The organism is Aeromonas sp. 600479, from assembly GCF_049175515.1.
Taxonomy (GTDB): Bacteria; Pseudomonadota; Gammaproteobacteria; order Enterobacterales; family Aeromonadaceae; genus Aeromonas; species Aeromonas veronii_A.
Genome location: NZ_JAAKVF010000002.1, coordinates 219,110 through 240,464 on the forward strand (window position 1 = coordinate 219,110; position 21,355 = coordinate 240,464).

The 21,355-nt window shown below is 60.4% G+C and carries 23 protein-coding genes and 1 riboswitch; of the genes, 18 read left to right on the forward strand and 5 right to left on the reverse strand.

The window, feature by feature from the left end; translation table 11 throughout:
* Nucleotides 1-56: 56 nt before the first annotated feature.
* The 3 genes from G5149_RS03725 to narQ form a co-directional block, all read right to left on the reverse strand.
* Nucleotides 57-632, reverse strand: coding sequence for an LON peptidase substrate-binding domain-containing protein (locus G5149_RS03725; RefSeq protein ID WP_005334473.1), 576 nt, complete (start codon nucleotides 630-632; stop codon nucleotides 57-59).
* 103 nt (nucleotides 633-735) lie between these two features.
* Entirely contained in the window at nucleotides 736-1,374 is a 639-nt protein-coding gene (narL, locus tag G5149_RS03730; RefSeq protein ID WP_216979212.1) for a two-component system response regulator NarL, read from the reverse strand.
* Nucleotides 1,374-3,086 carry a nitrate/nitrite two-component system sensor histidine kinase NarQ gene (gene narQ, locus G5149_RS03735; RefSeq protein WP_337072675.1) on the reverse strand — a complete coding sequence of 571 codons (1,713 nt, stop codon included), beginning with the start codon at nucleotides 3,084-3,086 and terminating at the stop codon, nucleotides 1,374-1,376. The genes narL and narQ overlap by 1 nt, the downstream gene beginning before the upstream one ends.
* A 78-nt stretch (nucleotides 3,087-3,164) precedes the next feature.
* Nucleotides 3,165-3,305, forward strand: a riboswitch (molybdenum cofactor riboswitch).
* Between narQ and moaA the strand changes: the two genes are divergently transcribed.
* From moaA to G5149_RS03815, 16 genes are all read left to right on the forward strand, one after another.
* Nucleotides 3,293-4,288, forward strand: coding sequence for a GTP 3',8-cyclase MoaA (gene moaA / locus G5149_RS03740; protein WP_337072676.1), 996 nt, complete (start codon nucleotides 3,293-3,295; stop codon nucleotides 4,286-4,288). (Overlaps the previous riboswitch by 13 nt.)
* A gap of 239 nt (nucleotides 4,289-4,527) precedes the next feature.
* Nucleotides 4,528-5,070, forward strand: a complete 543-nt coding sequence (gene napF / locus G5149_RS03745; protein WP_201907391.1) for a ferredoxin-type protein NapF — start codon at nucleotides 4,528-4,530, stop codon at nucleotides 5,068-5,070.
* 29 nt (nucleotides 5,071-5,099) lie between these two features.
* Nucleotides 5,100-5,354, forward strand: coding sequence for a chaperone NapD (locus G5149_RS03750; RefSeq protein WP_041234405.1), 255 nt, complete (start codon nucleotides 5,100-5,102; stop codon nucleotides 5,352-5,354).
* A 101-nt stretch (nucleotides 5,355-5,455) separates the two neighbouring features.
* Nucleotides 5,456-7,945, forward strand: coding sequence for a nitrate reductase catalytic subunit NapA (gene napA / locus G5149_RS03755; RefSeq protein WP_421211639.1), 2,490 nt, complete (start codon nucleotides 5,456-5,458; stop codon nucleotides 7,943-7,945).
* 16 nt (nucleotides 7,946-7,961) lie between these two features.
* A complete protein-coding gene (gene napG / locus G5149_RS03760) occupies nucleotides 7,962-8,699 on the forward strand; it encodes a ferredoxin-type protein NapG (protein ID WP_201907395.1) in 738 nt (245 codons plus the stop codon).
* Nucleotides 8,696-9,571 (forward strand): quinol dehydrogenase ferredoxin subunit NapH, encoded by an 876-nt coding sequence (gene napH, locus G5149_RS03765; RefSeq protein WP_421211640.1) that lies wholly within the window; start codon nucleotides 8,696-8,698, stop codon nucleotides 9,569-9,571. The genes napG and napH overlap by 4 nt, the downstream gene beginning before the upstream one ends.
* A complete protein-coding gene (locus tag G5149_RS03770) occupies nucleotides 9,571-10,026 on the forward strand; it encodes a nitrate reductase cytochrome c-type subunit (RefSeq protein ID WP_421211642.1) in 456 nt (151 codons plus the stop codon). Before napH ends, G5149_RS03770 begins: the two co-directional genes overlap by 1 nt.
* Before the next feature lie 11 nt (nucleotides 10,027-10,037).
* The gene (locus tag G5149_RS03775; protein WP_421211643.1) at nucleotides 10,038-10,628 is read left to right on the forward strand and encodes a cytochrome c3 family protein; all 591 of its coding nucleotides are present in this window, start codon (nucleotides 10,038-10,040) and stop codon (nucleotides 10,626-10,628) included.
* 241 nt (nucleotides 10,629-10,869) lie between these two features.
* Nucleotides 10,870-11,376 carry a molybdenum cofactor biosynthesis protein B gene (moaB, locus tag G5149_RS03780; RefSeq protein WP_064340970.1) on the forward strand — a complete coding sequence of 169 codons (507 nt, stop codon included), beginning with the start codon at nucleotides 10,870-10,872 and terminating at the stop codon, nucleotides 11,374-11,376.
* Between the two features lie 9 nt (nucleotides 11,377-11,385).
* Entirely contained in the window at nucleotides 11,386-11,910 is a 525-nt protein-coding gene (gene moaC, locus G5149_RS03785; RefSeq protein ID WP_139463724.1) for a cyclic pyranopterin monophosphate synthase MoaC, read from the forward strand.
* The gene (moaD, locus tag G5149_RS03790) at nucleotides 11,907-12,152 is read left to right on the forward strand and encodes a molybdopterin synthase sulfur carrier subunit (protein WP_245131258.1); all 246 of its coding nucleotides are present in this window, start codon (nucleotides 11,907-11,909) and stop codon (nucleotides 12,150-12,152) included. Before moaC ends, moaD begins: the two co-directional genes overlap by 4 nt.
* Before the next feature lie 2 nt (nucleotides 12,153-12,154).
* Nucleotides 12,155-12,628, forward strand: a complete 474-nt coding sequence (moaE, locus tag G5149_RS03795) for a molybdopterin synthase catalytic subunit MoaE (protein ID WP_042020353.1) — start codon at nucleotides 12,155-12,157, stop codon at nucleotides 12,626-12,628.
* 87 nt (nucleotides 12,629-12,715) lie between these two features.
* Nucleotides 12,716-13,444: a molybdate ABC transporter substrate-binding protein gene (gene modA, locus G5149_RS03800; RefSeq protein ID WP_421211646.1), complete on the forward strand. Its 729-nt coding sequence runs from the start codon at nucleotides 12,716-12,718 to the stop codon at nucleotides 13,442-13,444.
* Between the two features lie 111 nt (nucleotides 13,445-13,555).
* Nucleotides 13,556-14,236, forward strand: a complete 681-nt coding sequence (modB, locus tag G5149_RS03805) for a molybdate ABC transporter permease subunit (RefSeq protein ID WP_005334429.1) — start codon at nucleotides 13,556-13,558, stop codon at nucleotides 14,234-14,236.
* Nucleotides 14,233-15,333, forward strand: a complete 1,101-nt coding sequence (modC, locus tag G5149_RS03810) for a molybdenum ABC transporter ATP-binding protein (protein WP_421211647.1) — start codon at nucleotides 14,233-14,235, stop codon at nucleotides 15,331-15,333. Before modB ends, modC begins: the two co-directional genes overlap by 4 nt.
* A gap of 91 nt (nucleotides 15,334-15,424) precedes the next feature.
* Nucleotides 15,425-16,201, forward strand: coding sequence for an alpha/beta fold hydrolase (locus G5149_RS03815; RefSeq protein WP_421211648.1), 777 nt, complete (start codon nucleotides 15,425-15,427; stop codon nucleotides 16,199-16,201).
* A gap of 70 nt (nucleotides 16,202-16,271) precedes the next feature.
* Here the strand turns inward: G5149_RS03815 and moeB are convergent, their stop codons facing one another.
* Entirely contained in the window at nucleotides 16,272-17,027 is a 756-nt protein-coding gene (gene moeB / locus G5149_RS03820; protein WP_337072682.1) for a molybdopterin-synthase adenylyltransferase MoeB, read from the reverse strand.
* Nucleotides 17,024-18,250, reverse strand: coding sequence for a molybdopterin molybdotransferase MoeA (gene moeA, locus G5149_RS03825; RefSeq protein ID WP_421211650.1), 1,227 nt, complete (start codon nucleotides 18,248-18,250; stop codon nucleotides 17,024-17,026). The genes moeB and moeA overlap by 4 nt, the downstream gene beginning before the upstream one ends.
* A gap of 309 nt (nucleotides 18,251-18,559) precedes the next feature.
* On the opposite strand from moeA, the gene folE reads away from it, so the two are divergent.
* Together folE and G5149_RS03835 are read left to right on the forward strand one after the other, a co-directional pair.
* Nucleotides 18,560-19,216, forward strand: a complete 657-nt coding sequence (folE, locus tag G5149_RS03830; RefSeq protein WP_421211652.1) for a GTP cyclohydrolase I FolE — start codon at nucleotides 18,560-18,562, stop codon at nucleotides 19,214-19,216.
* A gap of 411 nt (nucleotides 19,217-19,627) precedes the next feature.
* Nucleotides 19,628-21,283, forward strand: a complete 1,656-nt coding sequence (locus G5149_RS03835) for a methyl-accepting chemotaxis protein (protein ID WP_421211654.1) — start codon at nucleotides 19,628-19,630, stop codon at nucleotides 21,281-21,283.
* Nucleotides 21,284-21,355 lie beyond the last annotated feature (72 nt).

Sequence of the window (21,355 nt, forward strand, 5' to 3'; positions counted from 1 at the left end):
ATGCGAATTTCAAATTTTCATTCTTGGAATAATTGCATTTTGCAACGCTGTTTTTGTCATTGTGAAATCAGGCGATGCAGAAATTTACGGGCCGCTTCGCTGTTTTGTTTGGCAATCAGCATCTGCTTTTCATAAATCGGCATCGGCAATATCTCGAGCCAGCGTTGGCAGAGCCAGGCGGCATCTTCAAAGCGTTTGTCCGGATAGAGTTCATCAAGCTCCGGATACTGCTCGAACACTTCCCGCAGGCGATTGACCAGCAGCTTGTCGTTGAAATCGGAGTGGGTGCTCGGCCAGTTGGGCAGCATCTCCACCTTGGCGCGGCGCAGGCCCATCTCGTCTGTTTCCATCTCGTGGATACAGAAGCGCTCCAGTCCTAGCACCGTCACCCCCAGCAGGCCATCATTGAGGGTGTAGAAGTCAGTCACCTTGACCCGGGTGCCCACCGGCAGAATGCGGCCGGATTGTCCCGAGGTGGTCGACTCTTCCATCACGATGCCAAAGCCCTGATCGTTGATGAATGACTCCTTGAGCATCTGCAGGTGGCGTGGCTCGAACAGACGCAGAGGAAGCTTGCCGCCCGGCAGTATGTGGGAAGGCAAGGGGAACAGTGCCAAAGGTTGTAGTTTCATGTTCCATCCTCCATTGAGTAGTTGCTGAATATGACAATGCAGCGACTGTGCCAGAGAATGAAAAAAGCCACCGGAGGGTGGCTTTTCGGGCGGTTGAGGGCGCTTAGTTGCGCTGCTCCAGATACATGACAGCCGCTTCCACGCGGCTTTGCGCCTCGAGTTTCTTCAGCAGGCTCTTCACGTGAACCTTGACCGTTCCCTCGGAGATATGGAGTACCGAGGCGACCTGTTTGTTGGAGAGGCCTTTTGCAATTTCGCGCAGGATTTGCATTTCGCGACGCGTTAAGCTTTCCAGCTTCTGCTGCAGGTGATCCAGCTCGTAGATGTTTTCGAGATAGGGGCGCAGCGGTTCGCTCAGGATCTGCTTGCCGGTCATCACGTCTGCCAGTTGGGCCAGCAGCAGGTCAGGCTCGGTATCCTTGAGCAGGTAGCCATCGGCACCCGCCTTGAGCAGGGCCACCACATCCTGACGGGCATCGGATACGGTGAGGATCACTACCCGGGAGGTGATCTCCTCAGCGCGCAGCGCCTTGAGGGTGTCGAGGCCGGAGAGCCCCTTCATGTTGAGATCGAGCAGGATCAGATCCGGCTCGGACTCTTTGGCCAGTGCCACGGCGTCTGTGCCGTTGGAGGCTTCACCGGTCACTTCCATGTTATCTTCCAGAGCCAGCAGCTGCACAATCCCTTTGCGCATGAGGGGATGGTCGTCTACGACCAGAACAGTGTATTTCATCTCGTCCATCAGGCGTCTCTCGTTAGACTGGTGGGAAAGGTCAGATGCACGCGGGTGCCTTGTGGCTGCTGTTCGCTGATGGTCAACAGTCCATGCAGTTTGCTTGCTCGCTCGTTCATGATGCTCAAACCGTAATGGTTGATCGCCGAGCTGGCGAGTCCGATCCCGACACCGTCATCTGAAATTTGAACCTCAATGTTACCACTGGCGAGGGTCTCACAGCTAACATCAATCACTTGCGCGTTGGCGTGTTTGATGGCATTGAGTACTGCCTCACGGATCAGCTGCAAAATGTGGATATGCTGGCCTGCCTCCAGGTCGTTGTCGGCCAGTCCGTAATGGAACCGGATCTCGGCCTGGGTCTGGGGCTGTAGCTGATCGAGCATTACCCGGATTGCTTCCCCCAGATTGGCATCCCCTATGGTGAGGCGGAAAGTCCCGAGCAGCTCGCGCAATTGGGTATAGGCATTGCTGAGCCCCTCGTCGATCTGCAGCATCGCCTCCTGCGCCTTATCATGCTGCCCCTTGGCGTAAGAGCGCTTGAGCAGGGTGGACTGGATCTTGAGATAGGAGAGGGCCTGCGCCAGCGAGTCGTGCAGTTCTCGTGCGATCACCGCCCGCTCCTCCATCAACAGCAGTCGTTGCTGTTGCAGCAGGGTCTGATCTTTGTGCAGCACTTGGGCCAGCAGCATAGTGAAGTTTTTGATCAACCGTTCGTCGATAGGGTGCTGACTGATGATGTCGAGGCGGCCGAACTCCTGTTCATCCATCTGTAGATAGAAGCTGGCGACCGCATCGAGATCGCCGGGCCAGCCGGTGCGCCCCGAGATGTAGACCGGCATGGCGTTGTGTTCGAAGCGGGTCAGCCGGATATGGTCGATATGCTGGTGGGCGGCGGCGCGGTCCAGCAGTTTGATGAGGGTACGGGTACTGAGTGGAGCAGCGTGCAGCTTCTGGGCGGTCGAGTAGAGAAACGAGAGGGTGTCATTGGCCTGTTGCAGCTTGGCGGTTTTCTCTTCCACCTTGTTTTCCAGCTCCCGATAGAGCTTGCCCAGCTCGTCGGCCATGGTGACGAAGGCGCGCGACAGCTCCCCCAGCTCGTTTTCGCCGTGGGCGGGCAGCTTAAGATCGAAATCCTGCCGCTGGATTTGGCGGGCGCAGTAGACCAGCTGGTTTAGGGGGGCGACCACCTGCTGGCGGGTGAAGCGCACCGTGAACCAGGCGATGGTGATGATGGCGAGCAGGCCGAGCCCCTCCGCAAGTGCCAGCATCCGCACCTTGAATTCCACGTGGTATTGCATCTGATTGACGAAATTGTCGATGGCCGCCACAAACTGCTCGGTGTTATCGGTGTAGCGTCTGGGGGTACGATCCTCAATGTGCTGGCGCATTACTTCCCATTGGCTGAGCACCTCGCCATAGGTGCGACGCAGAGAGGCAGGTGTGATCCAGCGTTGGGTCTCCTGTAGCTCCGCAGCATGAAGTGTCTCTTCAAACTGGGAGAGGCGCCCCAGCACGCTGTCGCCCCGCTCGATTTCGTAGGCCATCCGGTAGGCCTGCATCCGCAGCGAACCGGAGAGGTTGATCGCCTTGGCATCGGGTACCGAGTAGAAGAGGGTGACCATGGCGACCAGCGCGATCAGGCTGGCCATGAAGAGGATCAACACCATGGCGCGGCCAATGGCACTGCTGACCGAATGGACCCTGAACCGTTTTCCCATACTGATGCGCACCTCTGGATAGTGATAAAGACCCCGCAAGATGCGTGGGAGTGTACTCCAACTTGTGTTAGCATCGAAAAACTAGATGAACTCCGAGCGGTTTTGCCTAAGTCCTAGCGATAGGGGGAAACCAGCCGTCAGCCGACGTTCGAGCTGTAAGGGTCAGGAAAGAAATGCCCTGGCCTCCCGTATTTGGAAAGGTGTTTATGTTGCCACTTGAAGATGGTTTTTCCCGTCGTTTTTACTATTTGCGTCTGTCAGTGACCGATGTGTGCAATTTCCGTTGCACCTATTGCCTGCCTGACGGCTATCGCCCCCCGGAAGGTCACAAAGCGGGGCGTCAACCCTTTCTCTCGATTGACGAGATCCGCCGTGTGGTCAGCGGTTTTGCCGCCATGGGCACCCGCAAGGTGCGCATCACGGGGGGCGAGCCCTCCCTGCGCCGCGATTTCACCGAGATCGTCAGGGTGATTGCCTCTACCCCGGGTATCGAGAAGGTCGCCATGACTACCAACGGCTATCGCCTCAAGGAGCGGGCTCAGGAGTGGTTTGATGCAGGACTCAATGCGCTGAATGTCAGTGTCGACAGTCTCGACCCGCGCCAGTTTCACCAGATCACCGGTGAGAACAAGCTGGCCGAAGTGATGGAGGGGATCGAAGCAGCACTGGCCGCCGGTTTCAAATCGGTGAAGATCAATGCGGTGCTGCTCAAGGGGCTCAACGACTACCAGCTCGATGCCTTTCTGGGCTGGATCAGGCACAGGCCCATCGAGCTGCGCTTTATCGAGCTGATGCAGACCGGCGAGATGGATACCCTGTTTCGTGACCACCATGTCAGCGGCGAACAGATCAAACAGCGCTTGCTGGATAGCGGCTGGGTGCAGCAGTTGCGGGGCACGGATGACGGTCCGGCGCAGGTCTTTATGCACCCTGATTCGCAAGGTGGGGTGGGGCTCATCATGCCCTATAGCAAGGATTTCTGTGCCGGTTGCAACCGGCTGCGGGTCTCCTCGCTGGGGAAGCTGCATCTTTGCCTGTTTGGCGACAACGGCATTGACCTGCGGGATCTGCTCGGCGCAGATGGGCAATCTGATGAGCTGCAACAGCGCATTCGCGCGGCACTGGCGGGCAAGAGTGCCACCCATCGTCTCCATGAGGGCAATGCCGGCATCACTCCTCATCTCGCCTCGATCGGCGGATAACCGCAAAAAATCGCCAACGATTAAATAGCAATCCTCACATGGAGGTATTTTAACCGATACCTCCATTTTTATTGCGCTGCAAGGCTTTGATCTGGCGCAAGAATCCCCCCTGTTTATCTCCCTGGTGGTATATCCCTTACCTTGTCAGGGCCGCAATATACACCCACTCTTATAATTGGTATCAAGAATGCCAATCATGGACTCGCACTGTCCCCTTCTTCACCAGAACAGGAGTCAACATGCCGGATGAGATCGATCTTGCCCGCCGCGGCCTGTTCCGGGGGCGGCTGAGAACCGCCGAACCGCCGGTGCAGTTGCCCTGGTCAGTCAACTGGTCGGCATTTGTCGCCGACTGCACCCGCTGCGGGGATTGTCTGGCCGCCTGTCCGGAGCAGATCCTGGTGAATGGCGAGGGCGGTTTTCCGGTGGTCGATTTCCAGCGTGGCGAGTGCACCTTCTGCACCGAGTGCGTCACGGTCTGCAAGGTGCCCCTGTTTCGCCTGACCAGCGAGTCCCCCTGGCACTATAAGGCCCATATCGAAGCCAACTGTCTGGCCAATGGTCAGGTGTTCTGCCAGCGCTGTCAGGACAGCTGCGAGCCCAATGCCATTCGCTTTATTCCGGTGCTGGGGCGCGTGCCCACCCCGACGGTCGAGCCGGATCGCTGTAACGGCTGCGGCGCCTGTGTGCAGGATTGTCCGGTTGGCAGCATCAAGGTCGACGGGCGAGCCGCCCCATCCGGTGGTGCGAGCCAGTACACCCTCAAGCAGGAGTCAGAATGAGTCAGAAGCCGTGTGACACAGAAGCCACAATGGATCAGGAGTTCCATGTATCGAGTCTGGTGGTGCTGACCCAGCCCCCCTTGCGCCATCAGCTCGCCGGGCAGATTGGCGCCTTGGAAGGGGCCGAGATCCACGCCGTCAGTGACGAGGGCAAGCTGGTCGTGACCCTGGAAGGTCCGAGTCAGCGACCGATCATGGCGGCCATTGATGCGATACAGGCGATGCCGGGTGTGCTCTCAGCCGCCCTGATTTACCACCAGTTCGATGAACTGGGCGATCACTGAAAAGAGTGATGGGATGCCGGGCGTGCCCTCTACCGCTGATGGCTGGCTCCCGTTCGACAGATTCGACAACTATTACGCGATAAGCAATGTGAGGATATGCCATGAAGCTGAGTCGACGCGACTTTATGAAGGCCAACGCGGTAGCAGCTGCTGCTGCCGTGGCCGGTGTCAGTGCCCCCACGCTGGCAGCCAATCTCATCACCAGTACCGACAAGACTGCCATCCATTGGGATAAGGCTCCCTGCCGCTTCTGCGGTACCGGCTGTTCCGTGCTGGTGGGCTCTCAGGATGGTCGGGTCGTGGCGACTCAGGGCGACCCCGATGCACCGGTCAACCGTGGCCTCAACTGCATCAAGGGCTACTTCCTCTCCAAGATCATGTACGGCCAGGATCGCCTGACCCAGCCGATGTTGCGGATGAAGAACGGCCAGTTCGACAAGGATGGCGACTTCGCCCCCATCAGCTGGGATCAGGCGTTCGACATCATGGCCGAGAAGTTCAAGGCAACTCTGAAAGAGAAGGGGCCGACCGCTGTCGGCATGTTCGGCTCCGGCCAGTGGACAGTCTGGGAAGGCTATGCCGCCGCCAAGCTGATGAAGGCCGGTTTCCGCTCCAACAACATTGACCCCAATGCCCGCCACTGCATGGCATCTGCGGTTGTCGGCTTCATGCGTACCTTCGGTATGGATGAACCGATGGGCTGCTACGACGATATCGAGCAGGCCGATGCGTTCGTGCTGTGGGGCTCCAACATGGCCGAGATGCACCCCATCCTCTGGTCGCGGATGTCTGATCGCCGTCTCTCCAACCCGGACGTGCAGGTGCACGTGCTCTCGACCTTTGAGCACCGCAGCTTCGAACTAGCGGACAACGGCATTGTATTTACCCCCCAGACCGATCTGGCGATCCTCAACTATGTCGCCAACTACATCATCCAGAACGACAAGGTGAACTGGGACTTCGTCAACAAGCACACCGTGTTCAAGAAAGGTGCCACCGACATCGGTTACGGTCTGCGTCCGACCGATCCGCTGCAGCAGAAAGCGAAGAACCCGGACAGCGGCGATGCCACTCCGATGACCTTCGAGGAATTCGCCAAGTTCGTGGCGGATTACGATCTGGAGTCCGTCTCCAAGCTCTCTGGCGTACCCAAGGACAAGCTCGAGAAGCTGGCACAGCTTTATGCCGATCCGAACAAGAAGGTGGTCTCTTACTGGACCATGGGTTTCAACCAGCATACTCGCGGTGTCTGGGCCAACAACCTCTGCTACAACATCCACCTGCTGACCGGCAAGATCTCCGAGCCGGGCTCTGGCCCCTTCTCCCTGACCGGTCAGCCTTCTGCATGCGGTACCGCTCGGGAAGTGGGCACCTTTGCCCACCGTCTGCCGGCCGACATGGTGGTGACCGATCCCAAGCATCGCGCCATCGCCGAGCAGATCTGGAAACTGCCGGAAGGCACCATCCCGGAGCAGGTGGGTTACCACGCCGTGCTGCAGGATCGCATGCTCAAAGATGGCAAGCTCAACGCCTACTGGGTGATGTGCAACAACAACATGCAGGCCGGCCCCAACATGAATACCGATCGCCTGCCTGGCTATCGCGACCCGCGCAACTTCATCGTGGTCTCTGACCCGTACCCGACTGTTACCGCCCAGGCCGCTGACCTCATCCTGCCCACCGCCATGTGGGTGGAGAAAGAGGGTGCCTACGGCAACGCAGAGCGCCGCACCCAGTTCTGGCACCAGCAGGTGAAGGCACCAGAAGGGGCCAAGTCCGACCTGTGGCAGCTGATGGAGTTCTCCAAGCGCTTCAAGGTGGAAGAGGTGTGGCCAGCTGAGCTGATTGCCAAGATGCCGGAAGTGAAGGGAAAGACCCTGTTTGATGTGCTCTATGCCAACGGTCAGGTCAACCAGTTCCCGAAAGAGCAGAGCAAGGGGATGCTGAACGACGAAGCCGAGCACTTCGGGTTCTACGTCCAGAAGGGCTTGTTCGAGGAGTACGCCACCTTCGGTCGTGGCCACGGTCACGATCTGGCACCGTTCGATCAGTACCACGAAGCGCGCGGTCTGCGCTGGCCTGTGGTAGATGGCAAAGAGACCCTGTGGCGCTATCGCGAAGGGTTCGACCCCTATGTGAAAGCGGGCGAGGGAGTGCGCTTCTATGGCAAGCCCGATGGCAAGGCGGTCATCTTCGCCCTGCCGTTCGAGCCCGCCGCCGAGTCGCCCGATAAAGAGTACGATCTGTGGCTCTCCACCGGTCGCGTGCTGGAGCATTGGCACACCGGCACCATGACCCGTCGGGTGCCCGAACTCTATCGCGCCTTCCCGGATGCGGTGCTCTTCATGCACCCGGACGATGCCAAGGCTCGCGGCGTGCGCCGTGGTGAAGAGGTGATTGTCTCCTCCCGCCGTGGCGAGGTGAAGACCCGTGTCGAGACCCGTGGTCGCAACCGTCCGCCGAAAGGACTGGTCTTCATGCCCTTCTTTGATGCCAGCCAGCTGGTCAACAAGCTGACCCTGGATGCCACCGATCCGCTCTCGAAAGAGACCGATTACAAGAAGTGCGCCGTCAAGGTGATGAAGGCTTAAGGCGGGGGAGTGCGAGATGAGTCGTAGTCGTCGCCAGTTTCTGGCCGACATGGCCAAGGGGGCCTGCGGTGTGGGCCTGCTTGGCGTGGGGCTCGGTGGCGTGGCCCGCCAGCAGGCGCAAGCTGTGCCTGCCCAGGCGCTGCGCCCGCCCGCCGCTCTCGATGAAACAGAGTTCCTCAGCGCCTGCGTGCGTTGCGGGCTCTGCGTCGAGGCGTGCCCCTACGACACTCTCAAGCTCGCCCGGCTGTTTGACCCTGTGACCACTGGCACCCCCTATTTCAAGGCGCGTGCCGTGCCCTGCGAGATGTGTGATGACATCCCTTGCGTGGTGGCCTGTCCGAGCGGGGCGCTGGATCAGCAGATGACCGACATCGATCAGGCCCGGATGGGGGTGGCAGTGCTCATCGATCACGAGACCTGTCTCAACTATCTGGGTCTGCGCTGCGATGTCTGTTATCGGGTCTGCCCGCTGATTGACAAGGCGATCACTCTTGAGCTGCAGCATAACCAGCGTACCGGCAAACACGCCATGTTCCTGCCCACGGTACACAGCGATGTCTGTACCGGCTGTGGCAAGTGCGAGCATGCCTGCGTGCTGGAGGAGGCAGCCATCAAGGTGGCGCCACGCCAGCTCGCCAAAGGTGAGCTGGGTCATCACTACCGGCTCGGCTGGGAAGAGAAGGCCAAGGCGGGGAACAAGTCGCTCATCGGCGACAGGCTCACCCTGCCCACCCGCAAACCGGAGGGGTTATGAGTCGTTATCCGGGGGAAGAGGCTCGCATCAAACTGGGTTGGTGGCGTTCCCACCGCTTCCTGTTGCTGCGTCGGCTGAGTCAGTTCAGCGTGCTCGGGCTGTTTTTGCTGGGGCCGCTGGCGGGCATCTGGATCCTCAAGGGCAACCTCTCCAGCTCGCTGTTGCTGGAGACGGTGCCGCTGACCGATCCCCTCACGCTGTTGCAGTCGCTGGCGGCGGGCCACTGGCCCCTCACCACCCTCTGGCTGGGTGCTGCCATTGTGTTGGCCGGTTACTGGCTGGTCGGGGGGAGGGTGTTCTGCTCCTGGGTCTGTCCGGTCAACCTCATCACGGATGCCGCAGCTTGGCTCAGGGGGCGACTTGGCCTCAAGGGCAATGGCCAGTTCAGCCGTGCGACCCGCTACTGGCTGCTGGCCATGGTGCTGGTGGTGCCAGCGGTGGTCGGGGTGATGGCGTGGGAGTTGGTCAATCCTGTGTCCTTGGCCATGCGCGGTCTGCTGTTTGGCATGGGGGCGGGCTGGGCTCTGCTGGTGGCGCTGTTCCTGTTCGATCTTTTCGTGGTTGAGCGGGGCTGGTGTGGTCATCTCTGTCCAGTGGGGGCTTTCTATGCCCTGGTCAATCGGGTCGGATTTATCAAGATTTCTGCCAAGGGGCGCGAGCGGTGCAACAACTGCATGGATTGTTATGCGGTCTGCCCGGAGCGTCCCATCCTGCGCGGGCCTGTTCATGGTGCCAAGCGAGGTCACGAGCCCTTGATTGCGGCTCAGGAGTGTACCAACTGTGGCCGCTGCATCGATGTCTGCGCGGAACAAGTTTTTGAAATCACTGTAGGTTTTGCCGTCAAGGCAGAAAAAACGTCGGAGAACAAATAATGAAAAAGCTGATTGGAGCAATGCTGGCCTGCCTGATGGCGGGATCCTTGATGGCAGCGGCCCCCGAGATCACCAACAGTACCGGTGGCCTCAAGTCCGAGCGGGGCGCCACCGATCTGGTGACCGATTCCACCGCTGCGCCGCTGAAAAACTTCCGCAAGGATGGCGCGCCCTACGACCGCCAGTACATGCATCAGCCGCCGCTGATCCCCCACGACATTCGCAACTACGAAGTGGATACCAAGGTCAACAAGTGCCTGGCCTGCCACAGCTTCAAGAATGCCAGCGCCATGAAGGCACCCAAGATCAGCCCGACTCACTTCGAGACCCGCGATGGCATGACGCTGGGTGAAGTCTCCCCCCGTCGTTACTTCTGCTTGCAGTGCCACGTGCCGCAAACAGATGCCAAGCCCTTGGTGGAAAATACCTTCAAGCCTGTTGAAGCGCTGAACTAAGGAGCCCATAGATGAAATTACCCGGTTTTGTGCAGCGTCTGTGGACCACCTTCAAGTCACCGTCGAAGGCGGCTCTCTGGGTCATTCTGCTGATGGGCTTCTTCGGCGGCGTGATTTTCTGGGGTGGTTTCAACACCGCCATGGAAGCGTCTAATACCGAGGCCTTCTGTACCAGCTGTCACGAGATGAAAGACAATGTGTTCGAGGAGTATCGCGATACCATCCACTACGCCAACCGCTCCGGTGTACGGGCCAGCTGCCCGGATTGCCACGTGCCCCATGAGTGGACCTACAAGATCATCCGCAAGGTTCAGGCTTCCAAGGAGCTGTGGGGCATGATCACCGGCAAGGTGGATACCCGTGAGAAGTTCGAGTCGCACCGGCGCGAGATGGCGGAGCGGGAGTGGCAGCGGATGAAAGAGACTGATTCGCGCGAGTGCCGCAACTGCCACAACTTCGAGTACATGGACTTCTCCCTGCAGGGGCAGCGTGCTGCCAAGATGCACTCTACCAATCTGGCCAGTGGTGAAAGTACCTGTATCGACTGTCACAAGGGGATTGCTCACCAGTTGCCCGACATGACCGGGGTGAAAGGGTTCTGATCCTGCGACGACAGGCCGGGTTTACCCGGCCTGCGTTTTGTTCATATATGGGACAAGCATCAGATTTGTGTGTCTTTTAAATCCCATATCTCGTGAAACCTTTGATAGAATCAGCCCGCCGTCACACGCTTGAGCAAGTTGGTCCCCCTGTCTGCGTCCGTTTTTGCGTCCTGACAGCTGGCCTCTCATACCCCTTCTATTCCTGCCTCGTTGACGGCCCATAGCCACAAGGAGCTGCCCGATGGGACAGAAACACAACGCATTTATTCCCCTCAAGATCGCCGTGCTGACGGTCTCCGACAGCCGCACCGCCGCCGATGACAGCTCGGGCGACTATCTGGTCTCGGCCCTTACCGACGCGGGCCATCAGCTGGCCGATCGGGCGCTCTGCCCCGACAACCTGTTTCGCATTCGAGCCCAGGTGAGCGAGTGGATCGCCGATGAAGGGGTGCAGGTGGTGCTGATTAACGGCGGTACCGGCTTCAATGAACAGAACCGGGTACCGGAAGCGGTCGGTGTGCTGTTCGAGCGCACCGTACAGGGTTTTGGCGAGATGTTCCGTCAACTCTCTTTTGCCGAGATTAAAGGCTCCGCCATGCAGAGCCGTGCGCTGGCGGGACTCGCCAATCGCACCCTGATCTGCTGCCTGCCCGGCTCCACCGGCGCCTGTCAGCTGGGTTGGGAGCAACTGATCCGCGATCAGCTCGATGCCCGCACCAAGCCGTGCAACTTTGTCTCCCACCTCTGAGAGCAAACGATGAACCAGACCGATCCCAAGCAGACCCAGCCCAACCTGACGCATCTGAACCAGAGCGGTGAAGCCCATATGGTGGATGTGACCGACAAGCAGGTGACCGAGCGCGAGGCTCGTGCCGAAGCGTTTGTTGCCATGGCCCCCGAGACCCTGGCGCTGATCCTGAGCGGCCAGCACCACAAGGGTGACGTGTTCGCCACCGCCCGCATCGCCGGCATCATGGCCGCCAAGAAGACCGCCGATCTCATCCCCCTCTGCCATCCGCTGGCCTTGACCAAAGTCGAGGTGGAGATAGTGCCGCTGGCCGAGCAGAATCGGGTACATATCCGCACTCTCTGCAAGCTCTCCGGCAAGACTGGTGTCGAGATGGAGGCGCTGACCGCCGCGTCGGTAGCGGCGTTGACCATCTACGACATGTGCAAGGCGGTACAAAAGGACATGGTGATCGAACAGGTGCGGCTGGTAGAGAAAAAGGGCGGCAAGTCCGGCCATTTTCAGTTGGGGTCAAATAGCGGGGAGCAAGCATGATCAAGGTACTGTTTTTTGCGCAAGTAAGAGAGCTGGTGGCCTGCGATGAGCTGAGCCTGCCGTGCGACTATGCCACCGCCGAAGCGCTGCGCGCGGCGCTCTGTGAACGCGGCGACAAGTGGGCGCTGGCGCTGGAAGCTGGCAAGCTGCTGGTGGCGGTCAACCAGACCCTGGTGCCCCTCGATACCCCTATCAATGATTGCGATGAGGTGGCCTTCTTCCCACCGGTGACCGGAGGCTGATGATGAGCGAGGCAACCATCACAGATCGCATTGTGGTGCAGCGGGAGGATTTCTCGCTGGCGGACGAATATGCCCGCCTCGCCACCCGCCCCGACAGTGGCGCCATCGTCACTTTTGTTGGCAAGGTGCGCGACTTCAATCAGGGGGAGGAGGTTAAAGGGCTGGCCCTCGAGCACTACCCCGGCATGACCGAGAAGGCGCTGGCCGATATTGTGCAGGAGGCCCGCCGCCGCTGGCCGCTGCAGGAGTGTACCCTCATTCATCGTATCGGCGAGCTGTGGCTTGGCGATCAAATCGTGCTGGTGGCGGTGAGCAGTGCCCACCGCGACGCCGCCTTTGACGCCTGTCACTTCATCATGGATTTCTTGAAAACCCGGGCGCCGTTCTGGAAAAAAGAGCTGACCGCCGAGGGTGTGCAACGCTGGGTCGAGGCCAAGGAGAGCGACAACGCCGCCGCTGCCCGCTGGCAAGCCTGACCTGTTCATCACGAGGGGCGCAGGTTCAACGGGAACCACGGCCCCGCCAAGGGGCGCGGATGTGCGGGCCCCATCAGGAGAAAGGGAATGAAACCGCTGTTATCTGTTGTCATCGTAGGAGTCTGCGCCGCCACCTTGCATACCGGTGTCGTGCAGGCCGATGAAGTGAAAGTGGCCGTGGCGGCCAACTTCAAGGGAACCATCGAGCGTATCGGCAAGGAGTTCACCGCCAAGACCGGCCACACCCTGGCCATCTCGTCTGCCGCCACCGGCGTGCTCTATACCCAGATCAGTCACGGCGCACCGTTCGATCTCTTCCTCTCCGCCGATGCGGCGACCCCCGAGAAGCTGGAAAAAGAGGGCAAGGGGAGCGATCGCTTCACCTACGCCATCGGCCAGCTGGGGCTGTGGAAGAAGGGGGGGCCGGCCCCTGACGAGGCGACCCTGCGCAGCTGGAAAGGCAACCTCGCCATCGCCAATGCCCGCACCGCACCCTATGGTGCTGCCGCCATGGCGACCCTCACCCATCTCAAGATCGATCCCAAGCAGTACCGGTTGCTGACCGGCGCCAACATCGGCCAGACCTGGCAATTTGTCGACACCGGCAATGCCGATCTGGGCTTTGTCGCCTGGGCCAATCTGGTGGAAGCGGGCAAGACTGGTGAAGCCTGGGCAGTGCCTGCGAGCTTCTATCCCCCCATAGAGCAGCAGGGGCTGGTATTGAAAAAAGGTGCCGCGGTCGAGGCTCTGGTGGCCTGGCTCAAGGGGCCGGGTCAGGCACAGATCAAGGCTGCTGGTTATGCCTTGCCCCAATAAGGGGATGGGCCTGATGCGATTCCCTGAGTGGTCGGCCTTCGGGTCGGCCACTCTTTGCAATAAGGATGGATACCATGCCGTTGGGGGCATTTATCAACCGGGAGGTCGGCAATGAGTGAAGGGGATCTGCTGGCGGTCTGGCTCACCCTGAAGCTTGCGGCCTGCACCACAGCGATTTTGCTGTTGCTGGCACCGCCGCTGGCCTGGTGGCTGTCGCGCAGTCAGAACCGGCTGCGGCCACTGGTTGAGGCGCTGGTGGCGCTACCGCTGGTGCTCCCCCCCACTGTGCTGGGTTTTTATCTGCTGCTCGCCTTCTCCCCTGAATATGGCTTCGGCGCCTGGTGGCGCGACACCTTTGGTGCCCCGCTTGCCTTCAGCTTTCTCGGCCTGCTGTTTGCCTCCATCCTCTATTCGCTGCCGTTCGTGGTGCAGCCGCTCACCTCCGCCTTCGTCAACATGGGCAACAAGGAGCTGGAAGCTGCCGCCACCTTGGGGCTCGGCCCGCTGGAACGCTTCTTCCACATCATCTTGCCGATGACTCTGCCCAGCTTTGTGATGGCGGCGGCCCTCGGCTTTGCCCATACATTGGGGGAGTTTGGCGTGGTGCTGATGATTGGCGGCAATATTCCGGGCGAGACCCAGGTGCTCTCCATCGCCCTGTTTGATCATGTGGAGGCGATGGATTACCGACAAGCCCACTATCTGGCGGGCGGCCTGATGGCCTTCTCGCTGGTGATGCTGGTGCTGGTCTACGGGGTGTTGCAGCGTAGACAGCGGAGAGTGTTTGGATGAACCAGCCCGCCACTATGCCGCCAGTGAACGAGCCGCACCGCCATGCCCTGAACCTCCATGTTCGGCGTGAGTTTGGCCCTTTTACCCTCGACTGCGCACTGACCCTCGAATTGGGTGGGATCCTCGGCCTGTTTGGCCCCTCCGGCTGCGGCAAGAGTACACTGCTGCGCATTATCGCCGGGCTCGATCGCCAAAAAGGGGATCGCTTGCGGTGGCGCGATCGGGAGTGCGCCGCGCTGCTGCCTGAAGCGCGCCGGATCGGGCTGGTGTTTCAGGACGCGCGCCTCTTCCCCCATCTGACGGTGCTCGGCAATCTGCAACTGGCGGCCCGCAAGGGGCGAGGACGCTGGCAGCCTGAAGCGCTGGCGGCTCGGCTCGGTTTTGCCGATCTGCTGGGGCTGCCTGCCCATGCCCTCTCTGGCGGTCAACGCCAGCGGGTAGCATTGGGGCGGGCGCTGCTTGCCGAGCCTGATCTGCTGCTGCTTGATGAGCCTTTTTCTGCGCTCGATCGGCGCAGCCGCATCCATCAGGCCCATGTGCTCAAGGGCTTGCAGCAGGAGAGCGGCATCCCGATGATCTTCGTCAGCCACGCCATGGAGGAGGTGAGCCTGCTCTGCGATCAGCTGGTGCTGCTGGAAGGTGGCAGGGTGGAGGCGCAAGGCCGGCCGAGCGAGATTTTCGCCCGTACCGACCTGTCACTCGCCAGCCGTGACGATGCCGGGGTGATGCTGGCGGCGACCCTCTCTCACTACGATGAAGAGGAGCAGATGGCGACCCTGCAGCTCGGTGAGCAGCAGCTGCGGGTCACCATGACCCAGGTGCCGGACGAGAGCGGCCCCTTGCAGATCAAGGTGGCGGGGCGGGATGTGGTGATTGCCACCGCCCCCATCGAGCACTCCAGCCTTTCCAACTGTCTCGTCACCCGTCTGCTGGCGGTGCGCGAGGTGCGCCCCGGACAGACCCTGTTGCAGTTGGCGCTGGGTGAGCAGATACTGCTGGCCCGGATCACCAGCCGCTCCGCCAGGCGGCTGGCACTGGCGCCGGAGCAGCAGATCTACGCTTATATCAAGGCGGTGAGTCTGGTCAGCGAAGGCTGATTGGGCGCCGTGCTGATAACGTGGCAGGATGGCCACGGGCAACATAACAACAAGAGATGGTTCAGGTGATGAGTCGAGAGGCAATACACTGATGCGCCGCAATAAGGTGATGAAATTCAACGGTCTTGCCCTGCGCAGTGCGGGGGAGGGCCCCTTGCTGTTGCTGCTGCACGGGCTGGGCTCCTCCAGCCTCGACTGGCAGGCGCAGATCGAACGGTTTTCCGAACACTACCGGGTGGTAGCGCTGGACTTGCGCGGCCACGGCCAGAGCATGCAGGAGGGGCCGTTCGATGTGGCGACCCTGGCAGCAGATGTGGTGAACTGGCTCGATGCACAGCCAGAACCCGCCTGGGTGGTGGGATTGTCGCTGGGGGCCATGGTCGCGCTGGAGCTGGCGCTGCAACTGCCCCACAAGGTGCAGGGGCTGGTGCTGGTCAACGGTTTTAGCGAGTTTCTGCTGGAAACACCCAAAGAGCAGGAGCGTTACGCCCAGCGCCTCAAGTGGCTGCGCTGGTTTGGCATGCGCCCGCTCGCCTGGTGGCTGGGACGCGAGCTCTTCCCAGGCCCGGATCTGGCGCAGGTGCGCCATACCTTCCGGCTGCGTTTCGTGCGCAATAAAAAGAAAACCTACAAGGCGCTGCTGGAGGCACTACCCGGCTGGTCGGTACGCGCCCGGCTCGGCGCCATCTGGCAGCCGGTGGCCATCATCTCCACCAGTCACGACTACCTGCCGCTGGCCAAACGAGTGGAGCAGTTTGCCGCCTTGCCCAACGCCACCATCCACACCCCCAACGGCCACCACGCTTGGCCCGCTGAAGACCCCTCGGGCTTTAACCACCTGTTGCAACGGATCCTCACGACCCATTAAAGAAGGGGTTGTTAGGTGCAGATACCAAAAAGCCGAACCACAGGGTTCGGCTTTTTTGATCCCGTTTGCGTCAAGGATGGGAGCAGACCGGGCAGTCGGGGCGCTTGGGCAGCTTCATCTCGCGGAAAGTGCCGCTCAGGCCGTCGATCATCAGCAGGCGGCCGCTGTAGCTCTTGCCCATGCTGGCCAGTAGCTTGATGGCTTCCAGTGCCTGCAGGCTACCCACCAATCCCACCACGGGGGCGAGTACGCCCGCCTCGACGCAGGTGAGGGCCTGCTCGCCAAACAGGGCGCTGAGGCAGGCGTAGCAGGGCTCATCTTCCTGCCAGGTGAAGCTGCAGAGCTGGCCCTCCAGCCGGATGGCGGCGCCACTGACCAGCGGCACCCTGTGCTGGCGTGCTTTTTGATTCAGCAGGTTGCGAATGGTCAGGTTGTCGGTGCAATCGAGCACCAGCTGATGCCGTGGCAGTAGGGTATCGAGCAGTGCCTCATCGGCCACGGCTGCGTGGGTCTCGATGTTGAGCCAGGGATTGAGGGCACGTAGCGACTGGGCGGCAGAGTCTACTTTGTAGTGGCCAATGCGCTCATCGTTGTGCAGCACCTGACGCTGCAGGTTGGAGAGCTCCACCTTGTCGAAATCGACCAGGGTGAGCTGGCCAACCCCGGCCACCGCCAGATACTGGCTGGCGGCGCAGCCAAGGCCACCGGCGCCGATCACCAGCACACGGGCCTGCTTGAGCGCCTCCTGTCCCTCGAAGTCGAAGGATTTGAGGATGATCTGGCGGTTGTAGCGCAGCAGTTCGGCGTCGCTGAGGATCTCGCTCACAGCAGCAATCCCCCGAATGGCTCCACGGTTACCGTCTCGCCTGCGGCGACGCGGCCCCGTTCCCGTTCAAGAACGATGTAGCAGTTGGCTCGCGACAGGGAGCTGAACACGGCAGAGTCCTGCGAGCCGGTGCTGCGCACCTCGAGGCCGTTCGGTCCCTGACTCAGAATGCCGCGCTGGAAGTCGAGTCGGCCCGGGCTCTTTTTGAGTGGCTCGGCCGCAAGGGCTTGCAGCTGGAGCGGGCGCTCGAACTGCTGGCCCGCCAGCTTGGCCAGCGCCGGTTGCACCAGCTGATCGAAGGTGACCATGGCGGAGACGGGGTTGCCCGGCAGGCCGAAGAACCAGGCGCGGGGCAGGCGGCCAAAGGCAAACGGCTTGCCCGGCTTGATGGCGAGCTTCCAGAAGCCAATCTCGCCGAGCTCGTCCAGCAGCTGTTTGGTGAAGTCCGCTTCCCCTACCGAAACGCCGCCGGTGGTGATCAGCACATCGGCCTCGTCATCGGCACGGATAAAGGCGGCACGCAGCTGGGCGGGATCGTCCGGGATGATGCCAAGGTCGAGGCAGTCGCAGCCCAGCCGTGCCAGCATGGCCCGCACGCCGTAGCGGTTGGAGTCATAGATATCGCCGTGGGCAAGCGGGGTGCCGACCGGTTTGAGCTCGTCACCAGTGCTGAAAATAGCCACTTTCAGCGGGCGGCGCACCGCGACGGTAGCTACGCCAAGGGAGGCCAGCAGTGGCATTTCGCGCGGGGTGAGGCGAGTACCGGCTGGTAGCACGCAGGCGCCTTTGCCGATATCGCTGCCGGCGCGGCGGATATTCTGGCCCGGTTCGGGTTGTGCCAGAAAAGTGATCCGATCGCCATCGGCCTGCGTTTCTTCCTGCATCACCACTGCATCTGTCCCTTCGGGAACCGGGGCGCCGGTCATGATCCGCACGCAGTGGCCAGCGGGCCACTCGCCCTGATAGGGCTGACCGGCAAACGCCTTGCCCGCCATGATGAGCGGGGTGCCGCTGGCGAGATCCGAAAGGCGCACTGCATAACCGTCCATGGCAGAGTTGTCGAAGGGGGGCACGGCGAGGGGAGAGGCGATATCACAGGCCAGTACCCGGCCAAGGGCCTCTGGCAGGGGCAGCTGCTCGCTGTCGCAGCAGCAGGCGAGTTGTTCCAGCATCCCTTGCAGGGCATCGCTTAAGGGGAGTAGTCCGCTGGTATCAAATCCCATCGTCATGACCTCTTTCTATGATTGAAGGCGGGATTATCACAAAATTCCCCGGGGATGGGCAGGTTATCTCGAGGGAATCTCGGGGTAATCGGCGCTGAAACGGGGGTAGATGGCCATAAAGTATGAGGTGACGTACAAGTTGACTTGAATCTTGGCGGTAATGGCCGTTTACTATGCCGCCATAACAGCTGGTCGTCACATCCTGTGTGGCGACCATTACAGCGATACCGTCGGCCCTGTGCGCCGCCATAACATAGGGGGTTGCTCCTTGAGCAGCCCTCACAGTCCCTGAGCGTGGGAGAAAAGACAATGACAACCTTAAGTCCGGAAGCCTTGCTGGTCAGGGCGGCCCTCGAGGCCCAGGGACTGGAAACCCCCCTGGTTGCCAACGAGCTGAACAGCCAGCAGAAGCGGGAGAAGATCGAAGGCCATATGCGCTCCATCATGGAGACGCTGGGGCTCGATCTGACCGATGACAGTCTGGCTGAGACGCCGCACCGCATCGCCAAGATGTACGTCAACGAGATTTTCTCCGGACTCGATTACTCCACCTTCCCCAAGGTGACGGTGATCGAGAACAAGATGCAGGTGGACGAGATGATCATGGTGCGGGACATCAGCCTCACCAGCACCTGCGAACACCACTTCGTCACCATCGACGGGATGGCCCATGTGGCCTATATCCCTCGTGGCAAGGTGATTGGCCTGTCGAAGATCAACCGCATCGTGCAGTTCTTCGCTCGCCGTCCCCAGGTGCAGGAGCGGCTGACCCAGCAGATCCTGCTGGCGCTGCAGACCCTGCTCGGCACCAAGGATGTGGCCATCAGCATCAAGGCGACCCACTACTGTGTCAAGGCGCGCGGAGTGATGGACTCCACTTCCTATACCACCACCACCTCCCTCGGCGGGGTGTTCAAGACCCAGCCCGATACCCGGACCGAATTTCTGGGTGGCCTGCGCGGATAAGATGGCGGTTGTTTTGTAACCGCCTTGCTGAATAAACGAGACGCCAGCAGCTATTGCTGGCGTTTTTCATTGGTTCCGGATGAGAGTGGCGGCCTGCAACGGCTTGACCTGCTCGGCTTGCCTTATGCAAACGTTATGCATTTTTTCGATTTATTCATCTGAGCGGTATATTTAATCGAACACGAAAAAAACCTCGTTTTCACCTTACAAAAAGTAACCGGGCAGACTCTTTCCGAACCATCACAATCCGGTTACTCTAGCGCCCCCTCACGGCTCTCGCTGCCGCTCATGGAATTCAGAGATATTCATCAAGGTTGGATGGTGCGCCACTGAACAGGTGGCCAGATAGTTCATGCCAGGAGGGCGTGAACCGGACGAGTGCTACGAATTTAACGACCACCAGGATATCCCATGAATACCAGTACCATGACCATAGGTAAAAAACTCACCGCCGGCTTTGCCGTGCTCGGTTTGATGGTCGCCTTTATCGGCGGTTTTGCCCTTGTCCAGTTTGGCAATATGAATGATGTTGCCATCCGGTTTACCGACAGTATCTTGCCAGCGGTTAATCGCACCAGTGCGATCGGGGATTCTCTCGGTGAGTTGCGTCGTTATGAGCTGGGTTATTTCGTGGTGGCCGCCGAGCCGCTGAAAAGGGCTGAATATCGGAATATTGCCAGTCAGCAGCTTAACTCGATCGCGCAGCAGCTGATTGCCCATGACAAGACGATCTGGCCTGAGGATGTGGCGGAGCGCCGTACCTTCGATACGGTGAAATCTGACTGGGATCGTTACGTCGCCCTGCACCAGCGAGTCCAACAGCTGCAAGACAGCGATCAGCTTGCCGAAGCCCAACGCATCTTCCTTGAGGAGGGGGTTCCCCTTTACACCGCGCTGAGCAAGTCAGTGGCCTCCCTTATTCAGATTAACCATGGTTATGCCTCTGAATCCCGCAGTGACATTGTCGCCTCTTACCAATCCGCCAACCTGAGCGTCACCATCGCACTGGTGATCGGTTTGATCCTTGTGGTGGTGCTCTCCGTGGTACTGACCCGCCAGATCCGCGACCCGCTGATCATGCTGGCCCGTCAGGCCCAACGTATTGCCAATGGCGATCTGGGTCAGGGCGAACTGCAGCAGTGGATCCGTGACAACCGTTTCAACCGTGATGAACTGGGTCAGCTGGGCTACGCCATCAACCGGATGCAGGGCTCCCTCTCCGATCTGGTGAGCGAGATCGCCGGCTCCGTGAGCCAACTCAGCAGCGCAGTGGAGGAGGTGAGCGCCATCTCCAGCCAGTCTGCTAGCGGCATGGCCATCCAGCAGAACGAAGTCTCCCAGGTGGCGACCGCCATGAACGAGATGCAGTCCACCGTCAATGAAGTGGCCCGCAACACCACGGATGCCATGAGCGCCGCCAAGGATGCCTCCCGCACCTCCGCTGCCGGCAGCGAAGTGGTACGCAGCTCCATTGCCAGCATCGAAGAGGTGTCGGTCAAGATTGAACAGGCGGGCACAGTAGTGCAGCAGCTGGAGGCCGACAGCGCCAACATCAGCGTGGTGCTGGATGTGATCCGCGATATCGCCGGCCAGACCAACCTGCTGGCCCTTAACGCCGCCATCGAAGCGGCCCGTGCCGGTGAGCAGGGTCGTGGTTTTGCGGTCGTTGCGGATGAAGTGCGTTCATTGGCCCAGCGTACCCAGGACTCGACCGCCGAGATCAGCAAGATGATCGAGCTCTTGCAGAGCCGCGCCGCCGAGGCGGGCAACGCCATGCAGCTGAGTCGTCACCAGATGCAGGAGAGTGTCGGTCTGGCGCGGGATGCCGGTACCAGTATCGAGACCATCAATGGTGCCGTGGTGCGCATCACCGACATGAACACCCTGATCGCCACCGCCACCGAAGAGCAGAATGCGGTGACCGAAGAGCTCAACCGCAGCATCGTCAACATTCACAATGCTGCTGACGAGAATGCCCAGGGTGCCCATCAGATCGCCCAGGCTTGCGTCGAGCTGAGCAAGCTGGCCAACACCCTGCACCATATGACCCAGCGCTTCACCCTCTAAGGGTTGATGCATGGATAACAGAAGGCCCCGCCAATTGGCGGGGCCTTGTTGTTTCTGGTGTTGTGGAAGGGC

Bases quoted from the DNA above. Each gene is read 5' to 3' on its own strand.
- modA (WP_421211646.1), top strand. From the start codon at position 12,716: ATGAAACCGCTGTTATCTGTTGTCATCGTAGGAGTCTGCGCCGCCACC.
- modB (WP_005334429.1), top strand. From the start codon at position 13,556: ATGAGTGAAGGGGATCTGCTGGCGGTCTGGCTCACCCTGAAGCTTGCG.
- moaC (WP_139463724.1), top strand. From the start codon at position 11,386: ATGAACCAGACCGATCCCAAGCAGACCCAGCCCAACCTGACGCATCTG.
- G5149_RS03815 (WP_421211648.1), top strand. From the start codon at position 15,425: ATGCGCCGCAATAAGGTGATGAAATTCAACGGTCTTGCCCTGCGCAGT.
- moaD (WP_245131258.1), top strand. From the start codon at position 11,907: ATGATCAAGGTACTGTTTTTTGCGCAAGTAAGAGAGCTGGTGGCCTGC.
- narQ (WP_337072675.1), bottom strand. From the start codon at position 3,086: ATGGGAAAACGGTTCAGGGTCCATTCGGTCAGCAGTGCCATTGGCCGC.
- G5149_RS03750 (WP_041234405.1), top strand. From the start codon at position 5,100: ATGGATCAGGAGTTCCATGTATCGAGTCTGGTGGTGCTGACCCAGCCC.
- G5149_RS03835 (WP_421211654.1), top strand. From the start codon at position 19,628: ATGAATACCAGTACCATGACCATAGGTAAAAAACTCACCGCCGGCTTT.
- napH (WP_421211640.1), top strand. From the start codon at position 8,696: ATGAGTCGTTATCCGGGGGAAGAGGCTCGCATCAAACTGGGTTGGTGG.
- folE (WP_421211652.1), top strand. From the start codon at position 18,560: ATGACAACCTTAAGTCCGGAAGCCTTGCTGGTCAGGGCGGCCCTCGAG.
- G5149_RS03770 (WP_421211642.1), top strand. From the start codon at position 9,571: ATGAAAAAGCTGATTGGAGCAATGCTGGCCTGCCTGATGGCGGGATCC.
- napA (WP_421211639.1), top strand. From the start codon at position 5,456: ATGAAGCTGAGTCGACGCGACTTTATGAAGGCCAACGCGGTAGCAGCT.
- napF (WP_201907391.1), top strand. From the start codon at position 4,528: ATGCCGGATGAGATCGATCTTGCCCGCCGCGGCCTGTTCCGGGGGCGG.
- narL (WP_216979212.1), bottom strand. From the start codon at position 1,374: ATGGACGAGATGAAATACACTGTTCTGGTCGTAGACGACCATCCCCTC.
- modC (WP_421211647.1), top strand. From the start codon at position 14,233: ATGAACCAGCCCGCCACTATGCCGCCAGTGAACGAGCCGCACCGCCAT.
- G5149_RS03775 (WP_421211643.1), top strand. From the start codon at position 10,038: ATGAAATTACCCGGTTTTGTGCAGCGTCTGTGGACCACCTTCAAGTCA.
- G5149_RS03725 (WP_005334473.1), bottom strand. From the start codon at position 632: ATGAAACTACAACCTTTGGCACTGTTCCCCTTGCCTTCCCACATACTG.
- moaE (WP_042020353.1), top strand. From the start codon at position 12,155: ATGAGCGAGGCAACCATCACAGATCGCATTGTGGTGCAGCGGGAGGAT.
- moaB (WP_064340970.1), top strand. From the start codon at position 10,870: ATGGGACAGAAACACAACGCATTTATTCCCCTCAAGATCGCCGTGCTG.
- moaA (WP_337072676.1), top strand. From the start codon at position 3,293: ATGTTGCCACTTGAAGATGGTTTTTCCCGTCGTTTTTACTATTTGCGT.
- moeA (WP_421211650.1), bottom strand. From the start codon at position 18,250: ATGGGATTTGATACCAGCGGACTACTCCCCTTAAGCGATGCCCTGCAA.
- napG (WP_201907395.1), top strand. From the start codon at position 7,962: ATGAGTCGTAGTCGTCGCCAGTTTCTGGCCGACATGGCCAAGGGGGCC.